The organism is Pseudomonas sp. G166, from assembly GCF_037027455.2.
GTDB lineage: Bacteria > Pseudomonadota > Gammaproteobacteria > Pseudomonadales > Pseudomonadaceae > Aquipseudomonas.
Genome location: NZ_CP146985.1, coordinates 5,174,984 through 5,194,697, shown reverse-complemented (window position 1 = coordinate 5,194,697; position 19,714 = coordinate 5,174,984). Strand labels below are relative to the sequence as shown.

At 60.7% G+C, this 19,714-nt stretch carries 18 protein-coding genes; 4 read left to right on the top strand and 14 right to left on the bottom strand.

Annotation, left to right across the window (positions count from 1 at the left end):
* Positions 1-2 precede the first annotated feature (2 nt).
* The 3 genes from gcvH to SGN16_RS22955 form a co-directional block, all read right to left on the bottom strand.
* On the bottom strand, positions 3-386 hold the full coding sequence (gene gcvH / locus SGN16_RS22965; RefSeq protein WP_210640357.1) for a glycine cleavage system protein GcvH: 384 nt from the start codon (positions 384-386) through the stop codon (positions 3-5).
* Positions 387-810: 424 nt separating this feature from the next.
* Positions 811-2,319 (bottom strand): sigma-54-dependent transcriptional regulator, encoded by a 1,509-nt coding sequence (locus tag SGN16_RS22960; RefSeq protein ID WP_335945070.1) that lies wholly within the window; start codon positions 2,317-2,319, stop codon positions 811-813.
* 209 nt (positions 2,320-2,528) lie between these two features.
* Positions 2,529-3,434 (bottom strand): LysR family transcriptional regulator, encoded by a 906-nt coding sequence (locus SGN16_RS22955; protein WP_210640354.1) that lies wholly within the window; start codon positions 3,432-3,434, stop codon positions 2,529-2,531.
* A gap of 114 nt (positions 3,435-3,548) precedes the next feature.
* Between SGN16_RS22955 and SGN16_RS22950 the strand changes: the two genes are divergently transcribed.
* Positions 3,549-4,427: an MBL fold metallo-hydrolase gene (locus SGN16_RS22950; protein WP_210640352.1), complete on the top strand. Its 879-nt coding sequence runs from the start codon at positions 3,549-3,551 to the stop codon at positions 4,425-4,427.
* Positions 4,428-4,620: 193 nt separating this feature from the next.
* Positions 4,621-5,235, top strand: a complete 615-nt coding sequence (locus tag SGN16_RS22945; protein ID WP_335945069.1) for an NAD(P)-dependent oxidoreductase — start codon at positions 4,621-4,623, stop codon at positions 5,233-5,235.
* A gap of 48 nt (positions 5,236-5,283) precedes the next feature.
* On the opposite strand, the gene SGN16_RS22940 is transcribed toward SGN16_RS22945, so the two are convergent.
* The 11 genes from SGN16_RS22940 to SGN16_RS22890 all read right to left on the bottom strand — a co-directional run bounded on the left by SGN16_RS22940 (position 5,284) and on the right by SGN16_RS22890 (position 17,905).
* Positions 5,284-5,613, bottom strand: coding sequence for a GlpM family protein (locus tag SGN16_RS22940; protein ID WP_210645385.1), 330 nt, complete (start codon positions 5,611-5,613; stop codon positions 5,284-5,286).
* A gap of 24 nt (positions 5,614-5,637) precedes the next feature.
* The gene (locus SGN16_RS22935) at positions 5,638-6,966 is read right to left on the bottom strand and encodes a sigma-54 dependent transcriptional regulator (RefSeq protein ID WP_335945068.1); all 1,329 of its coding nucleotides are present in this window, start codon (positions 6,964-6,966) and stop codon (positions 5,638-5,640) included.
* Complete coding sequence (locus SGN16_RS22930; protein WP_210640346.1) at positions 6,963-8,867, bottom strand: ATP-binding protein; 1,905 nt, start codon at positions 8,865-8,867, stop codon at positions 6,963-6,965. Before SGN16_RS22930 ends, SGN16_RS22935 begins: the two co-directional genes overlap by 4 nt.
* A 161-nt stretch (positions 8,868-9,028) precedes the next feature.
* Positions 9,029-9,763 (bottom strand): amino acid ABC transporter ATP-binding protein, encoded by a 735-nt coding sequence (locus tag SGN16_RS22925; protein WP_014339893.1) that lies wholly within the window; start codon positions 9,761-9,763, stop codon positions 9,029-9,031.
* Positions 9,760-10,431, bottom strand: coding sequence for an ABC transporter permease subunit (locus SGN16_RS22920; RefSeq protein ID WP_210640344.1), 672 nt, complete (start codon positions 10,429-10,431; stop codon positions 9,760-9,762). Before SGN16_RS22920 ends, SGN16_RS22925 begins: the two co-directional genes overlap by 4 nt.
* Positions 10,431-11,177, bottom strand: a complete 747-nt coding sequence (locus SGN16_RS22915; protein ID WP_210640342.1) for an amino acid ABC transporter permease — start codon at positions 11,175-11,177, stop codon at positions 10,431-10,433. Before SGN16_RS22915 ends, SGN16_RS22920 begins: the two co-directional genes overlap by 1 nt.
* 192 nt (positions 11,178-11,369) lie before the next feature.
* Positions 11,370-12,284 carry a glutamate/aspartate ABC transporter substrate-binding protein gene (locus SGN16_RS22910; protein ID WP_210640341.1) on the bottom strand — a complete coding sequence of 305 codons (915 nt, stop codon included), beginning with the start codon at positions 12,282-12,284 and terminating at the stop codon, positions 11,370-11,372.
* A 444-nt stretch (positions 12,285-12,728) separates the two neighbouring features.
* Positions 12,729-14,267 (bottom strand): glycerol-3-phosphate dehydrogenase, encoded by a 1,539-nt coding sequence (gene glpD / locus SGN16_RS22905; RefSeq protein WP_210640339.1) that lies wholly within the window; start codon positions 14,265-14,267, stop codon positions 12,729-12,731.
* Positions 14,268-14,622: 355 nt separating this feature from the next.
* On the bottom strand, positions 14,623-15,378 hold the full coding sequence (locus tag SGN16_RS22900; protein ID WP_003204973.1) for a DeoR/GlpR family transcriptional regulator: 756 nt from the start codon (positions 15,376-15,378) through the stop codon (positions 14,623-14,625).
* A 95-nt stretch (positions 15,379-15,473) separates the two neighbouring features.
* Positions 15,474-16,979 (bottom strand): glycerol kinase GlpK, encoded by a 1,506-nt coding sequence (gene glpK, locus SGN16_RS22895; protein WP_210640332.1) that lies wholly within the window; start codon positions 16,977-16,979, stop codon positions 15,474-15,476.
* 74 nt (positions 16,980-17,053) lie between these two features.
* Positions 17,054-17,905 (bottom strand): MIP/aquaporin family protein, encoded by an 852-nt coding sequence (locus SGN16_RS22890; protein ID WP_210640330.1) that lies wholly within the window; start codon positions 17,903-17,905, stop codon positions 17,054-17,056.
* 321 nt (positions 17,906-18,226) lie between these two features.
* On the opposite strand from SGN16_RS22890, the gene ybaK reads away from it, so the two are divergent.
* Both ybaK and SGN16_RS22880 read left to right on the top strand, forming a co-directional pair.
* The gene (gene ybaK / locus SGN16_RS22885; protein WP_210640328.1) at positions 18,227-18,697 is read left to right on the top strand and encodes a Cys-tRNA(Pro) deacylase; all 471 of its coding nucleotides are present in this window, start codon (positions 18,227-18,229) and stop codon (positions 18,695-18,697) included.
* A 177-nt stretch (positions 18,698-18,874) separates the two neighbouring features.
* Complete coding sequence (locus SGN16_RS22880) at positions 18,875-19,657, top strand: PhzF family phenazine biosynthesis protein (protein ID WP_210640327.1); 783 nt, start codon at positions 18,875-18,877, stop codon at positions 19,655-19,657.
* The last annotated feature ends 57 nt before the right edge of the window (positions 19,658-19,714 follow it).

The window sequence follows — 19,714 nt, the reverse complement described above, 5'->3', positions numbered from 1 at the left end:
CCTCAGGCTTCGGCGTTGGCTTTGATCAGGCGGTCGTAGGCGTCCTGATCCAGCAGTTGGTCAACTTGGGCTGCGTCGGCAGGCTTGAAGCGGAAAAACCAGCCTTCGCCCAGCGGATCTTCGTTGACCAGTTCCGGACTGCTTTCCAGGGCCGGGTTCACTTCGAGCACTTCACCGTCCAGTGGCATGTAGACACCGCTGGCCGCTTTCACCGACTCCACGGTGGAGGCTTCGGCACCCTTGTCATAGCTTTGCAGTTCCGGTAACTGAACATAGACCACATCGCCCAAGGCGTTCTGCGCAAACGCAGTAATACCGACGGTAACGCTGCCGTCGGCTTCGGTGCGCAGCCATTCGTGATCTTCAGTGAAACGCAACTCGCTCATGGAAACTCCTGGGGCCAGATTCGTCTGGTGGACGCGAAGAAAGGCACGGGGCTTGGCCCGGCCGAATGGCTATACCCATAGCAAGAATACGGCCAATGTTGATAAATGTTTATAAATCAACGAGTTGTGCGATTTCCTCTCGACGCGAATCAATTCATCTGTAGCGAAATCGCTACAGATGAAGGCCCGGATAAAATCGTTGTGGGATCAAAGCCTTACTTGGCGCTGCTTAGCGGCAACTGTATCGATATCGTTCCACTGTAGCGCTTTCAGTACAGATGGAGGTCGGTTTTGGCTCGGTCTCAAATACACCACAGGTCCTTGTGGAAGCGTGCTCGCGATAGCGGAGTGTCAGTCAACATTTCTGTCACTGTTGGACAGCCATCGCGAGCAAGCTCGCTCCCACAGGGGAACTGCGGCGGGCTTATGGCTTCCCGGAAATCCCATACTTGCGCAACCGATGGGCGATCGCGGTGTGGGAGGTCTGCAGGCGGCTGGCGAGTTGGCGGGTGGAGGGGTAGTTGACGTACAGGCTTTCGAGCAGGTGTTTCTCGAAGGTTTCCACGGCCTGTTCCAGGCTTTCGACTTCGACATCGCCCTGGCGCGCCACGGAGGTGCCGGCGATGTCCAGGTCGCCGATGTCCACCAGGCTGCTTTCGCAGATGGCGGCGGCGCGGAAGATCACGTTCTGCAATTGCCGCACATTACCCGGCCAGCGATTGCCCAGTAGCGCCGGGTAGGTGCCTGGGGCCAGGCGACAGACCGGGCGCTGGATCTGTGCGCAGGCCTGCTGCATGAAGTAGCGCGCCAGCAGCAGGATGTCCTGGCCGCGCTCACGTAACGGCGGGACTTCGACATTGAGTACGTTCAGGCGATAGAACAGGTCTTCGCGGAATGAGCCTTCGCTGACCATTTTTTCCAGGTTGCGGTGGGTGGCACTGAGGATCCGCACATTGACCTTGATTTCCCGGTCGCCACCGACCCGCCGAAAGCTGCCATCGTTCAAGAAGCGCAGCAGTTTGGCTTGCAGGTACGGCGACATCTCGCCGATTTCATCGAGAAACACCGTGCCTTGGTTCGCCAGCTCCATCAGCCCTGGCTTGCCGCCCCGTTGCGCGCCGGTGAAGGCGCCGGGGGCGTAGCCGAACAGTTCGCTTTCGGCCAGGTTCTCTGGCAGCGCGGCGCAGTTGAGGGCCAGAAACGGTGCGCTATGACGGGCGCTGATGGCGTGGCAGGCCCGGGCCACCAATTCCTTGCCAGTGCCGGTTTCACCCTGGATCAGCAGCGGTGCATCCAGGGCCGCGACCCTCTGGGCACGGGCCTTGAGGGTGCGGATCGCCGGGGATTCGCCGAGCAGCGCATCGAAGCCCTCGGCGTGGTCGTGGTGCAGCGCCGACAGGCGTTCGCCGATGCGGTTCGGCTGATAGAGCGTCAACAGCGCCCCGGCGTCCGTAATAGGCGTGGCGTCCAGCAGCAAAGTCTGGCCGTTGAGGGTGATTTCCCGCAGCGGCAGGCGAAAACCGTTTTCCAGCAAGGCACCCAACAGGGCTTCGTCACCGAACAGCTCGGCGACGCTTTCCCCGGCCGGTTCACGACCGTACAGGGCGATCAGCGCCGGGTTGGCCAGCAACACCTTGCCGGCACTGTCCAGGGCCAGTACCGGGTCGGTCATCGCCGCCAGCAGGGCATCGAGCTGCAAGTGCCGACGTTGGCCCGGCAGGATGTCCACCACGGTGACCGCTTGCACGCCGCGGACACTGAACAGCGCCTCGCGCAACTCGTCCAGCACCTGCGGGCTGAGAGTCGGGGCGTCGATGTAGACGTTGGGCGGCACCATCTCCACGGCATCCAGATTGAGATTGCGCCCACCGAGCAAAGCCAGGACTTCCTGGGTGATGCCGACGCGGTCGATGAAACTGACATGGATACGCATGGGGCGGTTCTGGGTTCTGGACGGCGGAGGGTGGCAAGTATGCCTTGGGGCGGGCTATTGGTGAAATCCTGGCGAAAAGCTTGAGGTCGTACAGAGATCCCCTGTGGGAGCGAGCTTGCTCGCGATAGCTGTGAGCCAGTCAATAAAAGGGTGACCGACACTCGGCCATCGCGAGCAAGCTCGCTTCCACAAAGGCCTGCAGGCGACAGCTACAACCCCACATCCCACTCCGGTCTCTCGGGAAACTTGAGCACCAGGAAATCCAGCAGGCTGCGCAGCGCCGACGGCATGTGCTTGCGAGATGCATACACCGCGTACATGTTCATCCGACGGGGTTCGGCGTGAGGCAGGAGACGGATCAGTTCACCGTTCTTGATGTGGGCGCCGGCCTGATAGCTGGGCAGCATCGCCACCCCGGCGCCGGCCATGGTGGCCCGCAGCAGCGTGCTGGCCTCGTTGGCGCTGATGTTGCCCTGCACCGGCACCGAGACCTGTTCGCCGTCCTGCTCGAAATGCCACAGGCTCTTGCCCACGTAAGAGTGGGTCAGGCAGTTGTGCCGGCTCAAATCCTCGACCCGTTGGGGCGTTGGGTGTTCACGCAGGTAACCGGGCGAGGCGCAGATCACCGAGCGACAGACCGTGAGGCGGCGGGCGATCAGGTTCGGGTCCAGGTCGTTGCTCATGCGGATCGCCAGGTCGATGCGCTCATCCACCAGGTTCACGGTGCGGTCGAGCATTTGCAGGTCGACGCTCACCCCAGGGTAGCGGATGACGAACTCGGTCATGGCCGCCGCCAATTGGGCCTGGCCGAACGAGGTGCTGGCGCTGATGCGCAGCATGCCCCGTGGCGCGTCGCCCTGGGTGGTGACCGCTGCTTGCATGTCGCCAGACAGCTCCAGCATCTGTCGGCACCGCGGCAGGATCTCCGAACCTGCGGCCGTCAGGCTCAGCTTGCGGGTGGTGCGGTGCATCAACCGGGCACCGACCCAGTCTTCCAGCTCCGCCAGATACCGTGACACCACCGGGCGTGACAGGTCCAGGTGCTCGGCCGCCGCCGACTGGCTGCCCAGGTCGACCACCGTGACGAACACCCGCATTGCTTGTAGACGATCCATGATTTGCCCGATTTCAGAAACAAACTATGTTTGATCATCGCATTTTTTGAAGCGAGTCAGGCCACTAAGCTCCGTCTCATTCCCTTTCGGGCTTTTTGGACAACGGAGCACTGCATGACTGCATTCACCCCACTCAAGCGCCTGCTGCTGGCGACCGCCTCGATGGCGTTCGCTGCTCACACCTGGGCCGCCGACCTGACGCTGGACGTCTACAACCCGGGCGCGGCTGCGGTTTTCCCGGTGACATCGGTATTGGTCAGCGGCGAAAAGGACGCGATCCTGGTGGATGCCCAGTTCGGCAAGACCCAGGCCGAGCAGGTCGTGGAAAAAATCCGCGCCAGCGGCAAACGATTGACCACGATCTACATCAGCCACGGTGATCCGGACTACTATTTTGGTCTGGAAACCCTGACTGCCGCGTTCCCCGAGGCCAAGGTCCTGGCGTCCGCGCCGACCGTCGAGCACATCAAGCAAACCGTCGATGGCAAGCTGAAATATTGGGGGCCGATCTTGAAGGCTGATGCACCGGCCAAGGCTGTCGTGCCACAGGTACTCAAGGGCGACAGCCTGACCCTGGAGGGCAAACGCTTGCAGATCGTCGGCCTTGAAGGCCCGCAGCCGGACCGCAGTTTCGTGTGGATTCCATCGATCAAGGCGGTCGTCGGCGGCGTGGTGGTGGCCGAGAACATCCATGTCTGGATGGCCGATACCCAGACGCCGCAGTCTCATAAGGATTGGCTGGCGACGCTCGCTGGCATTGAAAAGCTGCAACCGAACACCGTGATTCCCGGCCATTACCTGGGTAAAAGTGCCAGGTCCCTGGCCCCGGTGACATTCACTGCCGGCTACATCAAGGCTTTCGACAAAGAAACCGCCAAGGCCAAGGATTCCGCCGCTCTGATTGCCGCCATGAAGCAACGCTACCCGAGCCTGGGTGAGGACAGTTCCCTGGAGCTCAGTGCCAAGGTGGCCAAGGGCGAGATGAAGTGGTGAACCCCGATCTGTGATCGGAGCACCGTTGTGCTGAGGGGATTTGTCCCCGCTGGGCTGCAAAGCAGTCCCATGATTCATCAACCGCGGCGATGTGTCAGACAGGACGCAGGGGGTTGCTGCATAACCCAGCGGGGCTAAATCCCCTCGCCACAAGAGCATGCATTTCAAACATCGCTAACCAATGGAGAACATCATGAGCAAAATCGCAATCATCGGCGCCACCGGTCGGGCCGGCAGCCAACTGTTGGAAGAAGCCTTGCGTCGTGGTCACAGCGTGACGGCCATTGCCCGCAACACCGCGAAAATCGGTAAAAGGGCCGGGGTGGTCAGTCAGCAGTTGGACGTATTGGACAGCGAGGCGCTGATCGCAGCCATCACCGGCCATGATGTGGTGATCAGTGCCGCTCACTTTGCCACCGTACCGGCCGACAAGCTCATCGCGCCGGTAAAAGCCGCCGGGGTCAAGCGTTTGCTGGTGGTCGGCGGGGCCGGTTCGTTGCTGCTGCCGGACGGCACTCGGGTGATCGACAGCGATGGCTTCCCGGAGGAATACCTGGCAGAAGCCAGCGCCGGCGCGTTGTTCCTGGACGTGCTGCGCAAGGAGCAGGACCTGGACTGGACCTTCCTCTCGCCTTCGGCGGAGTTCGTCGAAACCGAGCGTACCGGCCAGTTCCGTCTCGGCAAGGATCACCTGCTGTTCGACGACGCCGGACGCAGTTGGATCAGCTTTGCCGATTTCGCCATCGCGATGATCGATGAAGTGGAAACGCCACAGTTTTCGCGGGCGCGGTTCACCGTCGGTTACTGATCCACCCTTCACCGTGCAGGAGCCCGCGACGGCTCCTGCCGGGCGGCATCAGCCGTGGACCCTCACCCAGACGCTGACCAACACCGTCGCGGCCATCAGCCATGCCACCGCCGCCACGGCCAGGGAAGCCTCCAGGCGCATGCGATCGACCATCACATAAAGCGTCGCCAGATAGACGAAGTACGGAATGATCGACCACATGCCAAACACGATGGTGGTTTTCAAATCGTCCAGCGAGCGGCCTTTGCCAACAATGTAATGGGCGATCAGGGCGAAGGTCGGGAACAGTGGCACCAGCCCGGCGATGTAATAGTTTTTGGTCTTGGCCAGCATCGCCAGGATGACCACCACGGCCGCACCGAGGGCCGCCTTGAAAATCAGATCCACAGGTTTACGCCCCGGTTAATGGCTCAGGCCATATTTTTTGACTTTGTCGAACAGCGTGGTCTTGGCCATGCCCAGTTCCAGGCTGGCCTGGGTCAGGTTGCCACCGCTGCGTTGCAGGGCATCCACCAGCAGGTTGCGCTCGAAGGCTTCCACCGCTTCGGCGAAGGCCAGGCCCTGGCTGCCGCTGTTGGCACCGGACTTCTTGAAGGCCGGCAGGCCAAGGGCATAGCGCTCGGCGACGTTGCGCAGTTCGCGCACGTTGCCCGGCCAGTCGTGGCTCATCAGGTTCGACAGGGTCTGGTTGTCCAGCTCCGGCACCGTACGGTCGAAGCGCAGCGACGACTGCTGAAGGAAGTGCTTGAACAATTGCAGGATGTCTTCGCGCCGCTCGCGCAGTGGCGGCAGTTCCAGGGTCACCACGTTGAGGCGGTAATACAAGTCGCTGCGAAACTGCCCGGCCCGCCCCATCTCGTCCAGGTCGGACTTGGTGGCGGCGATCACCCGGCAATCCACGGCCACGCTCTGGTTCGAGCCCAGGCGCTCGAGGGTGCGCTCCTGCAACACCCGCAGCAGTTTGATCTGCAAGGGCAGGGGCATGCTTTCCACTTCATCGAGAAACAGCGTGCCACCGTCGGCGTGCTCGATCTTGCCGATCCGGCGTTTGCCGGCACCGGTAAAGGCGTTGGCTTCGTGGCCGAAAATCTCGCTTTCGAACAGGTTTTCCGGCAGGCCGCCGCAGTTCAGCGCGACGAATTGTTTGTCGTGGCGACGGCTGAAGTCATGCAGGCAGCGGGCGACCAGTTCCTTGCCGGTGCCGGTTTCGCCCTCGATCAGCACGTTGGCCGAGGTGTCGGCGACGTTGGCGATCAGCGCTCGCAGGTGTTGCATGGCCGGTGAGCGGCCAATGATCCGGCCTTCCAGGGTGTCGCGTTCGGCCAGTTGCCGGCGCAAGGAGGAAACCTCGCGCGCCAGGCTGCGCTGTTCCAGGGCGCGGCGGGCCACATCCACCAGGCGTTCCGGGGAGAAGGGTTTCTCCATGAAGTCATAGGCGCCTTTTTGCATGGCACCGACCGCCATGGAGATGTCGCCATGCCCGGTGATCAACACTACCGGCAGGCTGCGGTCCCGTGCCTTGAGGCGCGTCAGCAGTTCCAGGCCATCGATGCCCGGCAGGCGAATGTCACTGATGACGATGCCGGCAAAGTCATCGCCGACCCGCTCCAGGGCTTCTTCGGCGCTGCCCACGCCGATGCTGGGAATGTCTTCCAGGGTCAGCGCCTGCTGGCAGCCCAGCAGGACATGGGGGTCGTCTTCGACGATCAGTACGCTCAGGTCGTTGTTCATAGTGGCTCGGCAGGTAAAAGGCTTACCAACGGTAAACTGAGGACAAACGTGGTTCCACTGCCCTCGACCGGGTGCTCGACGCCCAGGTATCCACCCGTGGCGGCGGCCAGGCTGGCGGAGAGCGTCAGGCCCAGGCCCAAGCCCTGTTCGCCGGGTTTGGTGGTGAAGAAGGGTTCGAACAGATGCTTGCGTGCTTCTGGATCGATGCCGTGGCCGTTATCGCGCACGCGCAGGCGATATTTGCCGTCGCCGGCCTGGCCTTCGAGCCACAGTTGCGGCTCGGGTTGGGTCTGCATGGCATCCAGGGCATTGCCGATCAGGTTCACCAGGATCTGTTCCAGGCGCGTCTGGTCGATTTGCACCTGGACGTCGTCGAAACTGGAATGAATCTGGATGTTCAAGCTTTCCAGGCGAGCGCCCAGCAGTTGCAGCGCGGCCTCGACGCCCTTGCCGAGGCTGGCCTGGCCCTGGTCGTCCCCGCGCCGGGCAAAGGAGCGCAGGCTGGCGGTGATCCGGCCCATGCGGTCGATCAAATCGTTGATGGTCTTGAGGTTGGCGCTGGCGATATCCAGTTGGCCACGCTCCATGAAACGCACAGTATTGCCGGACAAGGTGCGCAGTGCCGCCAGCGGCTGGTTGAGTTCGTGGGCGATGCTGGTGGACATCTGCCCGATGGCCGCCAGTTTTCCGGCTTGCACCAGTTCGTCCTGGGCCCGGCGCAAGGTCTCTTCGGCCTGGCGCCGTTCGCGGATCTGGCCCTTGAGTCGTTCGTTGCTGGCGCGCAGGTCGGTAGTGCGTTCGGTAATCCGACGCTCGAGCTGGTTGTTGGCTTGCTGCAAGGCTTCCCGGGCGGCGAGGCGGGTGGCGATGACTTTGCGTCGCTCGTTCCAGGCGATCAGCAGGAACGCCACCAGGGCGAACGCCACGGCCACCAGGATGCCCTGGTTGATTGCTTGGCGACGCAGGTCTTCAAGGGGAGTCAGCAGGGTGAAATTCCACGGTGTGTCGCTCAGGGGCCGGGTCTGCGACAGGTAGCTGATGGCACGTTCGTCGGCCACCAATTCGCTGTTGGCCGGGAAGGTCAGCTTCTCCATGCCTTCGGCCAGGCGTTCCCGGGCCAGGGGTACCAGTTCGTTCAGCGGGAACCAGTAATATTGCAGGCTGCGGGCCAGGCGCTCCTTGGTTTCATCACTGAGCGGGCGTACCGACTTGAGCCGGCGCGCCGGGTCACTGGACAAGATGATGATGCCGTTCTCGTCACTGACGAACGCTTCCAGGCGCGCGCGCTGCCAGCGCTCCTCCAGCGCTTCGAGGCGCACCTTCACCACGGCGACGCCGATGATTTTGCCCTGTTGTTCCAGGCCGTGGGCCAGGTAGTAACCGGGCTCACCGTTGGTGCTGCCGATGCCGTAGAAGCGCCCCGGCTGGCCGCGTACGGCATTCTGGAAATAGGCGCGGAAGGACAGGTCTTCACCCAGGTAACTGTCGACGTCGCGCCAGTTGCTGGTGGCCATGACCCGGCCAGTGGTGTCCATCACATAAATGGCCCGGCTGCGGCTGCGCCGGTTCAGGCCTTCGAGGTATTCGTTGACAGTCTTGCGGTGCTCGGGCGTCGGGTCGTCGAGCAATTGCGAGACACTGGACTCCAGCTCCAGCAGGCTGGGCAGGTAGGTGTACTTGCTGATCTCGCTCTCCACCGCACGGGCGTGCAGCTCCAACTGGCGCTCGCCGTTCTCGGCGAGGCTGCGAACGCCGTAGTGCTCGCTGATCCAGAAGCCGAGATAACCCAGGCCGACCATCAACGCGATGATCAGGGGCGGCAAAAACAGATGGCGGACCAGGCGGGGTTTCACGGCAAGTGATGGCGGCGCGGCGCGATAGAGGGTGGGGTCGCATTTCATCACAGAAGCCTTGGGTCAACCACAACACAAATCGACAAACCAACACTGGCCCCTTGTGGGAGCGAGCTTGCTGGCGATGACTGCTGACCAGACGACAATGATGTTGACTGGCAGTCCGCTATCGTGAGCAAGCTCGCTCCGACAGGAGCGGTGTGGGTTGTTTAGTGCTGCAGGATTTTCTCAAGGAAGTGCTGCGCACGTTCGGAGCGGGCGCTGATGTCGCCGAAGAACTCTTCCTTCTCGCAGTCTTCGATGATCTGGCCCTGGTCCATGAAGATCACTCGGTTCGCCACTTTGCGGGCGAAGCCCATTTCGTGGGTCACGCACATCATGGTCATGCCTTCGTGGGCCAGTTGCACCATGACGTCGAGCACTTCGTTGACCATTTCCGGGTCAAGGGCCGAGGTCGGTTCGTCGAACAGCATCACCACCGGGTCCATCGCCAGGGCGCGGGCGATCGCCACGCGTTGCTGCTGACCACCGGAGAGCTGGCCCGGGTGCTTGTGGGCATGGGCCGAGAGACCGACCCGCTCAAGCAATTGCAGGCCTTTCTTGGTGGCCTCTTCCTTGCTGCGGCCCAGGACCTTGATTTGCGCGATGGTCAGGTTTTCGGTGATGGTCAGGTGCGGGAACAGCTCGAAATGCTGGAACACCATGCCCACGCGCGAACGCAGTTTCGGCAGGTTGGTCTTCGGATCGGCGATGGAGGTGCCGTCGACCACGATGTCGCCTTTCTGGAACGGCTCCAGGGCGTTCACGCACTTGATCAGCGTGGACTTGCCCGACCCCGAAGGGCCGCACACCACCACAACCTCACCCTTGCTGACCTCGGTGCTGCAATTGGTCAGTACCTGGAAGTCCCCATACCACTTGTTGATGTTCTTGATAGAGATCATACGGCGAACCTTTTTTGCAGACGCTTGACCAGCAGCGAGGCGGCAAAGCTGATTGTGAAGTACACGAGACCTGCGATGATCAGGAACTCATTGGAGCGGCCGATGATGTCGCCATTGGCCCGCGAAGCATTGAGGAAGTCCACCAGGCCGACCGTGTAGACCAGCGAGGTGTCCTGAAACAGGATGATGCTTTGTTGCAGCAGCAACGGGGTCATCTTGCGAAACGCCTGGGGCAGGATGATCAGGCGCATGGTCTGGCCATAATTCATCCCCAGTGCCTGGGCGGCACCCATCTGGCCTTTGGGGATCGACTGCACGCCGGCCCGGACGATTTCGCAGAAGTACGCCGCCTCGAACATCATGAACGCCACGACGCAGGAGCCGAACGCGCCGATGGGGGTGTCCTCGCCGGTGATCCAGCGCAGTACGAACGGCACTGCCAGGTAGAACCAGGTGATTACCAGCAGCAACGGGATCGAGCGGAAGTAATTGACGTAGGCGCCGGCGATGTTGGAGACCAGCTTGTTATGGGACAGGCGCATCAGCGCCAGGATCGTCCCCAGGATGATCCCGCCGACGACACCCATGGCCATCAGCTTGAGGGTCATCAGCATGCCGTTCCACAAGCCGGGAATGGCCGGGATGACGCCACTGAAATCGAATTCCATTATTTACCCCCCACGGAAATCAGGCCGGGCACCGCGACTTTCTTCTCAACCATGCGCATGAGCAGCATCAGGCTCATGTTCAGGGTGAAGTAGATCAGCGTCGCCAGGGTGAAGGCTTCGAACAGGTTGGCGGAGAACTCGGCGGTCTGCTTGGTCTGCGCGAGCAGCTCCATCAGGCCGATCAGCGAGGCCACGGAGGAGTTCTTGAAAACGTTGAGAAATTCCGAGGTCAGCGGCGGAATGATGATCCGGTAGGCCTGGGGCAGCAGCACGTTCCAGTAGATCTGCGGCAGCTTGAAACCCATGGCGCGGGCTGCGGATTCCTGGCCGCGCGGTAGCGCCTGGATACCGGTGCGCACCTGCTCGCAGACCCGGGCGGCGGTGAACAGGCCCAGGCACACGACGACGCTCAGGTAGGCCGAGGTGGTCGGGTTCAGGTCCTGTTTGTACCACTCCTGCATATCGGCGGGCAGCAGGTCCGGCACCAGGAAGTACCAGATGAACAGCTGGACCAGCAGCGGCACATTACGGAAGAGTTCCACGTAGCAGGTGGCGATGCCCGACACCAGTCGGTTCGGCACGGTGCGCATCACGCCCAGCACCGAGCCCAGCAGCAGGGCGATGATCCAGGCCACGACGGCGATGGCGATGGTCCAGCCCAGGCCGGCTACATACCAGTCGAGATAAATCTCGCTGCCGATCCCGGTGGACTTGAAGAACACGCCCCAGTCCCAGTTGTAATTCATTAGGGTCTCCCCTCAGATCGTTCGATGTACAAGTGCCCGCCTGGGGAAACTCCGTTCCCATCCCGACTTGATGGTCGGGCACACGCGATCGGCTCGACAGCCACCGGTTCGAGTGTTTCCAGAATATGCCAGCAGGGAATGACCATCCCCTGAAAGGGCCAGGCCCCTTCAGGAGATAAGGTTAGTCAGAAATCAGGATTTCTTGTCGTCAGCCGCTTTGTCGGTCGGCTTGGCGATCAGTGCCTTGAGTTCGTCGCTCATTGGGAAGTTCAGGTTCAGGCCTTTTGGTGGGATGGGCTGCATGAACCATTTTTCGTAGATCTTGTTGATCTCGCCCGACTTGTAAGTGGCCACGATGGCGTCATCGACAGCCTTTTTGAACGGCTCGTCGCCCTTGCGCATCATGCAGCCGTAGATTTCGTAGGACTGCGGGGTACCCGTCACGGTCCAGTCATCGGCTTTCTTGGCCTTGGCCGCTTCGCCGGCCAGCAGGGCGTCGTCCATCATGAAGGCAACGGCACGACCGCCTTCGAGCATCTGGAAGGACTCGCCATGGTCCTTGGCGGAGATGACGTTCATGCCCATTTGCTTGTCGGCGTTCATGGACTTGAGCAGGCGCTCGGACGTGGTGCCGGCGGTGGTCACGACGTTCTTGCCCTTGAGGTCGTCGAAATCCTTGTACTTGGAATCTTTCTTGGTCAGCAGTCGGGTGCCGATCTCGAAGATGCCAACGGAGAAGTCAACCTGCTGCTGACGCTCGACGTTGTTGGTGGTGGAGCCGCATTCCAGGTCCACGGTGCCGTTCTGCACCAGCGGGATACGGGTTTGCGAAGTCACCAGGTTGTACTTGACCTGCAGGTTAGGCAGGTCCAGGTCTTTTTTGATCGCTTCGACGACTTTCAGCTGGATGTCGTGGGAGTAGCCGACCGGTTTGCCGGACGCGTCTGCAATATAGGAAAACGGAATGGAAGCGTCGCGATGCCCAAGCGTGATAACGCCGGACTCTTTGATCTTTTTCAGCGTGCCGGTCAGTTCGGCTGCAAAAACCGGAGTGCTGATCAGAGCGGCAGCAATGGCTGCGCCCAGGAGATGGGGAACGATGCGCATCTATATTTCCTCGACATTGTTTTTCTTATTTAGCCGGTTCGTCGGCCCTGAGTGCTTCGAATGCCTGGCAGCTCCTGTTGTGTTGGCATGCAGGTATTCGTCTCCAGGAGTGTAGAGCATGACTCGTGCCAGGCCAGGGCTGTCCGTATAACCTGTTGTTTTACTTGGTAATTAATGTTTTGTTTCAGGTTTGATGCGGGCTGCTTTATCCGGTTAGCCGAACTGACTGGCAGGTCGTGTTCGGAAAACCGAATGGCTTGAGCCTGCCTCGATCCATTGTGGGAGCGAGCTTGCTTGCGATAGCGGTGTGTCAGTCACATGGATGTTGAATGGGCTGACCTCATCGCGAGCAAGCTCGCTCTCACAGGGGCATCGGTGGACTTCAGATAGCAAAAAGCCCCTGAATCGCAGGATTCAGGGGCTTTGGGTTTAGCAGGCTATCGATCAGGCCGCTTCGATCTTGCGGCGGTTTTGCTCAACTTTACTCAGGTATTGCTGCAGCTTTTCCTGTTCGCCCTGAGTGGTGAACAGCCCCAGCTTGCTGCGGCGCCACAGGATGTCCTGGGCATCGACGGCCCATTCGTCGCTGCACAGGTAGTCGACTTCCCGGGTGTAGAGGCCTGCGCCAATGTGTTCGCCCAGGTCGCCGAGGTTGTGTACGCCTTCGAGCATGCGCCAGGTGCGGCTGCCATACGTGGTAGCCCAGCGGCGGGCGATGTCGGTCGGCAACCAGTCGAATTTGTCGCGCAGGGCCGAGCACAGCGCCTGCGGGGTGGTCATGTTTTCGCCTCCGGGGAGGGCCTCTACGGCGGTCCAGCTCGAGCGCATCTGCGTAAAAAATGGGGCTAGCTGCGCCATGGCCGATTCGGCCAGTTTGCGATAAGTGGTCAGCTTGCCACCGAACACCGACAGCAACGGCGCTTCTTCACCATTACCGGAGAGTGCCAGGGTGTAATCCCGGGTGACGGCTGATGGATTGTCGGATTCGTCGTTGCACAGTGGGCGCACGCCGGAATAGCTGTGCCGGATATCGTCGCGGCTGAGCTGCTTTTTGAAGTGAGCGTTGACCACCTTCAACAGGTAATCGGTTTCACCTTCGGTAATGGCCACTTTGGCCGGGTCGCCGGTGTATTCGCGGTCGGTGGTGCCGATCAGGGTGAACTGGTTCAGGTATGGAATGGTGAACACAATGCGCTGATCTTCGTTTTGAAGAATGTGCGCATGCTCGCCCTCATAGAGTTTCGGCACGATCAGGTGGCTGCCCTGGATCAGGCGGATGCCGTAAGGCGATTCCATCTTCAGGTCATCGCGAATGAACTTGGCGACCCATGGGCCAGCGGCGTTCACCAGTGCCTTGGCGCGAATCGAAAACAGACTGCCGTCGGCACGTTCCAGATGCAAGTGCCACAGGCCTTTGCTGCGGCGGGCGTTCACGCAGCGGGTGCGGGTGTGGACATGCGCGCCTTTTTCCCGGGCGGCCATGGCGTTGAGCACTACCAGTCGTGCGTCATCGACCCAGCAGTCGGAGTATTCGAAGCCCTTGGTGATCTCGCTTTTCAATACGCTATCGGCACCGAATTTCAGGCTCTTGGAACCGGCGAGTTGCTCACGTTTACCAAGGTGATCGTAGAGAAACAGGCCGGCGCGAATCATCCAGGCCGGACGCAGGTGTGGGCGATGGGGCAGCACGAAGCGCATTTGCTTGACGATGTGCGGGGCCTTGGTCAGCAGCACTTCGCGCTCTGCCAGCGCTTCGCGCACCAGGCGGAATTCGTAATGTTCGAGGTAGCGCAGGCCGCCGTGGATCAGCTTGCTGCTGGCCGACGATGTGTGGCTGGCCAGATCGTCCTTTTCGCAAAGGAACACCGAAAGACCGCGACCGGCAGCGTCCGCGGCAATCCCCACGCCGTTAATACCGCCACCAATGACGGCGATGTCGTAAACCTCGGCGAGAGGGGGCGTAGGCAAGGTAGAAGTGGGCATCGGCTGGCCTCGGGCTCTTTTTGCAATATTTGAATTCGAACATTAATGTTCATTTGCGAAAATACTAGCCCATAAACTCGGCAACAGCCAGTCGGCTTCGATTGAAAATACTGATCAAAGGAAGCTGAAAGGAAAATTTTCGAACATAAAGAGATATTGAGGCCTACAGGGAGGCAGTTGTGGCAAGGAGGCTAGCGAAGCGTCGCACCGCCCCGCTGGGCTGCGAAGCAGCCCTAAATCCCGGGCGAGGCGGCGCATCAGGCAAATTGAGTGACTGCATTGGGTTGCTGTGCAACCCAGCGGGGCGGTGCGACGCTTCGCTAAATCCCCTCGCCACACGGGACCGGGGGTGAAGTCAGACCACTTCCAGGCGAATCTTGTGCTGGCTCAGCAATTGCGCCAAAGCCGGCACCGGTTGCTGGTCCGTCACCAGGCAATCGATCAGGCTGATAGGCCCCAGTCGAACCATGGCGTTGCGCCCGAATTTACTGGAGTCCGCCGCCAGCAATACCTGCCGGGCGTTGGCGATGATCGCCTGGGAAACCCGTACTTCCTGGTAGTCGAAGTCCAGCAGGCTGCCGTCTTCATCGATACCGCTGATGCCTACCAGGGCAAAATCGACCTTGAACTGGTTGATGAAGTCTACGCTGGCCTGGCCCACCACGCCCCCGTCGCGTCGTACGTTACCGCCGGCTATCAGGACTTCGAAGTCGTCCTTGGCGCTGAGGATCGAAGCCACGTGCAGGTTGTTGGTGATGACCTTGAGATGGTTGTGATTGAGCAGCGCTCGGGCGATGGATTCGGTGGTGGTGCCAATGTTGATGAACAGCGAGGCGTGATCGGGGATCTGCGCGGCGATGGCTTCGGCGATGCGTTGTTTCTCGTCGCGCATCTGGTCGGCGCGCATGGCGTAGGCGGTGTTTTCCACGCTTGAATCGTAGGCGGCGCCGCCATGGTAGCGGCGCAGCAGATTCACTTCCGCCAGTTGATTGATGTCGCGGCGGATGGTTTGCGGGGTGACGACGAAGAGCTGCGCCATTTCCTCGATGCTGACATAGCCGCGTTCGCGAACCAGTTCGAGGATTTGCTGCTGACGGGGAGGCAGATTCATGGGGCTTCCTTTGGGCTGCCGTACAAAATTTGCCCATGATGCCGCAGGAATCCACTCCCGACCAGTTTCTGACCGTTCTCGTCTCCAGCTTCGGTTTATTCGGCGTCTTCGTGAGGCTCCCAGTCACGGGTGCGGCTGACCGCTTTTTTCCAGCCAGCGTAGAGTTTTTCCTTCGCCTGTTCGTCCAGTTGCGGTTCGAATTCGCGCTCGATCACCGCTTTACCGCGCAGCTCTTCCAGGCTACCCCAGAAGCCGCAGGCCAGGCCGGCCAGGTAGGCCGCACCCAGGGCGGTGGTTTCACGCATTTTCGGACGTTCGACCTGGGTGCCCAGGATGTCGGCCTGGAATTGCATCAGGAAGTTGTTCGCCACCGCGCCGCCGTCCACCCGCAGGGCCTTGAGGCGTTCGCCTGAGTCCTGCTGCATGGCGTCGAGCACGTCGCGGGTCTGGTAGGCAATCGACTCCAGCGCCGCACGGATGATGTGATCGACCCGTACGCCACGGGTCAGGCCGAACAGCGCACCACGGGCGTAGGGGTCCCAGTACGGCGCACCCAGGCCGGTGAAGGCGGGCACCAGGTACACGCCGTTGCTGTCCTTGACCTTGTTGGCAAAGTATTCGGTGTCGTGGGCATCGTTGATGACTTTCAATTCATCGCGCAGCCACTGAACCGTAGAGCCCCCATTGAACACCGCGCCTTCCAGGGCGTAGGCCACTTCGCCGCGAGGGCCGCAGGCAATCGTGGTGAGCATGCCGTGATTGGATTTGACGGCCTTGGCGCCAGTGTTCATCAGCAGGAAGCAACCGGTGCCATAGGTATTTTTCGCCTGGCCTGGCTCCACGCACATCTGGCCGAAAAGGGCAGCCTGTTGGTCGCCGGCGATGCCACCGATGGCAATGCCGCTTTTGGTGCGGCCGTAGATTTCCGAGGACGATTTCACTTCCGGGAGCATTTCGCGGGGGATGTCGAGGATGTCGAGCATCTTCGCGTCCCACTCCAGCGAGTGAATATTGAAGAGCATGGTGCGCGAGGCGTTGGTGTAGTCGGTGACGTGGACCTTGCCGCCGGTGAATTTCCAGATCAGCCAGCTGTCGACGGTGCCGAACAGCAATTCACCGTTGCGTGCACGCTCGCGGCTGCCTTCGACGTTATCCAGGATCCACTTGAGCTTGGTGCCGGAAAAGTACGGATCGGTGACCAGGCCGGTGGTTTCGCTGATGTACTGCTCGTGGCCATCGCGCTTGAGCTGCTGGCAGATCTCGGTGCTGCGGCGGCATTGCCAGACGATGGCGTTGTAGATTGGCCGACCGGTGGTCTTGTCCCAGACTACGGTGGTTTCACGCTGGTTGGTGATGCCAATGGCGGCGACCTGGTCGTGGTGCAGGCCGGCCTGGGCCAGGGCTTCGACCATGACCGCGCTCTGGGTGGCGAAGATCTCCATCGGGTCGTGTTCGACCCAGCCGGCCTGCGGATAATGCTGGACGAATTCGCGCTGGGCGGTGCAGACCACGTTGGCGTCACGGTCGAAAATGATCGCGCGCGAGCTGGTCGTACCCTGGTCGAGGGCAATGATGTAGTTCTTGTTCTGTATGTCGGTCATGTCGATTGCCTTGGGACGTAAAAAGAGGGGAGGCCATGGCGCACGCCCGAAGGGCAGGAGCATGCGCCCACGTTTCAGGACGTTCTGGGCTTGCCGTCAATGGCGGGTGTTGCATCCTTTGTAGCAGTTGTGGCGCTGGGCAGATGACGGGCAATCAGCCCGCGATAGGCGGCAGCACCCAGGCACGCACCCACAATCGGTGCAAAAATCGGAACCAGGAAGTACGGGATGTCGCGTCCACCCGTGAAGGAAATTTCACCCCAGCCAGCGAAGAAAGTCATCAGTTTAGGGCCGAAGTCTCGTGCCGGGTTCATCGCGAAACCGGTCAGCGGGCCCATCGAGCTGCCTATCACTGCAATCAGCAGGCCGATCAGCAGCGGCGCCAGTGGGCCGCGGGGCAGGCCATTGTTGTCGTCGGTCAACGACATGATCACGCCCATCAGGATGGCGGTGATGATCATCTCCACCACAAAGGCCTGGCCGGTGGACAGTGCCGGGTGCGGATAGGTCGAGAACACCGAGGCCAGTTCGAGGCTGGCTTCAGTCCCCCGGATCATGTGCCGGGATTGTTCGAAATCGAAGAATAGATTGCTATACAGCGTGTAGACCAGCAGTGCACCGCAGAAGGCGCCGGCCACTTGGCAGATGATATAAAACGGCAATTTGCGCTTCTGGAAGTCGGTGAACAGGCACAGGGCAATGCTGACGGCGGGGTTGAGGTGTGCGCCGGAAACACCCGCGCTGAGGTAAATCGCCATGCTGACGCCCACGCCCCAGATGATACTGATTTCCCACAGGCCGAAACTCGCACCCGCGACCTTGAGCGCCGCGACGCAACCGGTACCGAAGAAAATCAGCAGGGCAGTTCCAAGGAATTCAGCCAGGCATTGGCTGGAAAGGGATGGTTGTTGTAAAGCAATTGTCATTCAAACCTCAGTTTTTGTTGTTGTCTGGCGCGTTCGATATACAGCTCGATAGCGCGATTTTACCGAAGCAGGAGGGCGGTCCTGATTTCGGGGTGTTGCTTGAGACATGCGTTATTGCTTTCAGTTTCGAAAAAATATAGACAAGAAACGCTGGTGTCAAAGGTCGAAAGTGAACCGTCGGTCACATTTCAACTATTCGTAGCGTGAATGACGCCTCTTCGACACGGCCTCACCATGACTGGCCGTGCTGCCCCGCGCTTTTTTTGCTGGCGATGGCTTAGAATCCGCCCATTCTTTTTGATTTCCTTGCCAGGAGCGGTCATGACCCCCGCGTTGGATCTGTTGAAGAAAGTACGTGCCGAGCATCGCATTCACAGTTACGAACACGACCCCAAGGCCGCGTCCTATGGGCTGGAGGCGGCGCAAAAGCTCGGACTGGACCCGGCGCAGGTGTTCAAGACGTTGTTGGCGGCCAGCGAAAAAGGTGAGTTGTTGGTGGCGGTGGTGCCGGTGGCAGGGACCTTGGATTTGAAAGGCCTGGCCCATGCCGCCGGGGTGAAAAAAGTCGAAATGGCCGACCCGTCCGCCGCGCAGCGCTCCACGGGTTATTTGCTCGGCGGCATCAGCCCGCTGGGGCAGAAGAAGCGTCTGCGCACGTTTATCGACAGTTCGGCCCAGCCACTTGCGAGCATTTTTGTCAGCGCCGGACGCCGGGGATTGGAGGTGGAGCTAGCTCCTGCGGTCCTGGCGGAGCATACCGGGGCGACGTTTGCGGATATCGGGCGGGTCTGAATCCAGGGGGCCGCTTCGCCCCCCAGCGCGAGCAAGCTCCCTCGCCACAAGAGTGCAGGGCTCAAGCCTGGCAGGATTCTCACGCTAAGCTGTAGGGTGAAAATTGCGCTGATCTGTCACTGGAAATTCGGCAGCTCGGGCCCTCATGCTGGCGCATCAATAAAAAGGAGAAGTGCCATGCAGCTTGCGTTTCATCAAGTCGATGCGTTCAGTGATCGGCCGTTTGGCGGTAATTCGGCGATGGTCTATCGGCTCGACGCCTGGCTTGCCGATGACTTGATGCAAAAGATCGCCGCCGAACATAACCTGGCTGAGACCGCTTTCCTGGTTCGCGAAGGCCAGTATTGGCATATCCGCTGGTTCACCCCCACCACCGAAGTCCCGCTCTGTGGGCATGCCACTTTGGCCAGTGCCTATGTGCTGTTCGAGGTCTATGACGAAACGGTTGGGCAGCTGGATTTCATCTGCAAATCCGGGCCGCTGAGCGTCACTCGCGAAGGCGATCGGTTGTGGCTGGATTTTCCAGCCGTGATGCCTAGCGAGTTGGGAGCGTCCCTGGCCGTGCAGAGTGCCCTGGGTGTCGAAGCGGTGGATGTGCTGAGCTCCCGCGAACTGTTCGTGGTGCTGGAGTCGGAGCAAGCGGTGCTCGATTGCAAGCCGGACATGGCGGCCTTGGCGAAACTGCCGTGGCCGGGCGCTATCGTGACCGCCCCGGGCAGCAAGCATGATTTTGTCTCCCGCTATTTTGCCCCGGCCATTGGTATCAATGAGGATCCGGTGACGGGTTCGACCCATTGCAGCCTGATTCCGTACTGGTCCAAGCGCTTGGGTAAGCATGGGCTGACGGCTTACCAGTGCTCGGCCAGGGGCGGGGCGTTGTTCTGCCGATTGGAGGGTGAGCGGGTGAAGATCGGCGGGAATGCGACGTTGGTGGCCAGTGGGACGTTGATGCTGGGGTAACCTCAAGCCAATGAGGTTACTTGTGGGAGCGAGCTTGCTCGCGATAGCGGTGGTTCA

Coding starts and splice junctions, on each gene's coding strand:
- gcvH (WP_210640357.1), bottom strand. CDS start 386: ATGAGCGAGTTGCGTTTCACTGAAGATCACGAATGGCTGCGCACCGAA.
- SGN16_RS22960 (WP_335945070.1), bottom strand. CDS start 2,319: ATGCGTATCCATGTCAGTTTCATCGACCGCGTCGGCATCACCCAGGAA.
- SGN16_RS22955 (WP_210640354.1), bottom strand. CDS start 3,434: ATGGATCGTCTACAAGCAATGCGGGTGTTCGTCACGGTGGTCGACCTG.
- SGN16_RS22950 (WP_210640352.1), top strand. CDS start 3,549: ATGACTGCATTCACCCCACTCAAGCGCCTGCTGCTGGCGACCGCCTCG.
- SGN16_RS22945 (WP_335945069.1), top strand. CDS start 4,621: ATGAGCAAAATCGCAATCATCGGCGCCACCGGTCGGGCCGGCAGCCAA.
- SGN16_RS22935 (WP_335945068.1), bottom strand. CDS start 6,966: ATGAACAACGACCTGAGCGTACTGATCGTCGAAGACGACCCCCATGTC.
- SGN16_RS22930 (WP_210640346.1), bottom strand. CDS start 8,867: ATGAAATGCGACCCCACCCTCTATCGCGCCGCGCCGCCATCACTTGCC.
- SGN16_RS22925 (WP_014339893.1), bottom strand. CDS start 9,763: ATGATCTCTATCAAGAACATCAACAAGTGGTATGGGGACTTCCAGGTA.
- SGN16_RS22920 (WP_210640344.1), bottom strand. CDS start 10,431: ATGGAATTCGATTTCAGTGGCGTCATCCCGGCCATTCCCGGCTTGTGG.
- SGN16_RS22915 (WP_210640342.1), bottom strand. CDS start 11,177: ATGAATTACAACTGGGACTGGGGCGTGTTCTTCAAGTCCACCGGGATC.
- SGN16_RS22910 (WP_210640341.1), bottom strand. CDS start 12,284: ATGCGCATCGTTCCCCATCTCCTGGGCGCAGCCATTGCTGCCGCTCTG.
- glpD (WP_210640339.1), bottom strand. CDS start 14,267: ATGCCCACTTCTACCTTGCCTACGCCCCCTCTCGCCGAGGTTTACGAC.
- SGN16_RS22900 (WP_003204973.1), bottom strand. CDS start 15,378: ATGAATCTGCCTCCCCGTCAGCAGCAAATCCTCGAACTGGTTCGCGAA.
- glpK (WP_210640332.1), bottom strand. CDS start 16,979: ATGACCGACATACAGAACAAGAACTACATCATTGCCCTCGACCAGGGT.
- SGN16_RS22890 (WP_210640330.1), bottom strand. CDS start 17,905: ATGACAATTGCTTTACAACAACCATCCCTTTCCAGCCAATGCCTGGCT.
- ybaK (WP_210640328.1), top strand. CDS start 18,227: ATGACCCCCGCGTTGGATCTGTTGAAGAAAGTACGTGCCGAGCATCGC.
- SGN16_RS22880 (WP_210640327.1), top strand. CDS start 18,875: ATGCAGCTTGCGTTTCATCAAGTCGATGCGTTCAGTGATCGGCCGTTT.